Below are 959 nucleotides of genomic sequence, written 5' to 3' on the forward strand. Positions count from 1 at the left end.
CGTCGAGGGTGCGGGTGTTGCTGGCCTCCCAGGGCTGGCCGTTCACGCGGCAGCCGAAGGTATTGGCGCCGGTCTGGCTTTCGGCGGGCAGGCGCACGGGCGGCAGGGCCGGGTAGAGGTCGGCGGTGGCGTCTTCGCAGCTGGCCAGCAGCGAAAGCAGCGGCAGCAGCAGGAGTAGGCGTTTGGACATGGGAGGCGGCGGAAGAAAAGTGTGGATGGGAGCTAAAGGTAGTTGTTTGGGGCTGGATTTATGCGCCTTCTGGTGGGCGGGGCGGGCCGGCGTCCGGCGTGTGCAACCCCGGCTGGTGCGGCATCTATCTTCGCAGCCGCTTTTCTTTCCCTCCTTTCCAATAGTTATGCCCCGTTCTCTACCCCTTGCCACGGTTCTGCTCGCGGCTGCTGCCGTGCGCGCCCAGCAACCCGTTGATTCGCTGGCTTCGCGGCCGGCCACTGTTGTTCCGGCCGACAGCTCTCGTCGAAGCATCTGCGTCGACCCGGTTACAATTGTAGAACAGCGGCTGCCTACCTTCACCACCATCCAGCCGGCACTCACCCGCGTGGCCGGCGTGCAGGTGACGCCCTACTCCGGCGCGCCGGGTGCCTGGAGCACCGTGCGCATCCGGGGCATTGCCAACGTGACGGGCAGCAGCCAGCCGCTGTACGTGGTAGACGGCGTGCCGGCTTATAATTTTGAGGTGTCGCCGGAAATATGGAGTGCCAGCGAGGGCTTTTTTCGTAGTCCCTCCACTGTTACTCCCCACACGCCGACAGCCAACCCGCTGCTCGACATCCCCGTCGAGGACATCGCCCAGGTGGAAGTGCTGAAGGGAGCAGCCGCTACGGCCCGCTATGGCATGCAGGGCACCAATGGCGTCATCCTCATCAGCACCCGGCGCGGGGCCGACGGCGGCACCACTCCTCAGCCGCTGCGGGTGCGCTACGCCGGCTGGGGCGGCGTG

General features: G+C 66.3%; 1 protein-coding gene and 1 pseudogene. One reads left to right on the forward strand and one right to left on the reverse strand.

Annotated elements, in window-relative coordinates; genetic code table 11:
- Positions 1–190 (reverse strand): annotated as a pseudogene (locus tag ACYVDE_RS24320) (hypothetical protein); the annotation flags it as partial.
- A gap of 166 nt (positions 191–356) precedes the next feature.
- Here ACYVDE_RS24320 and ACYVDE_RS24325 point away from each other — a divergent pair.
- Positions 357–959 (forward strand): TonB-dependent receptor plug domain-containing protein (locus ACYVDE_RS24325; protein WP_460504101.1); only part of this gene is annotated, 603 nt, incomplete at its 3' end.

The organism is Hymenobacter agri, assembly GCF_054778495.1.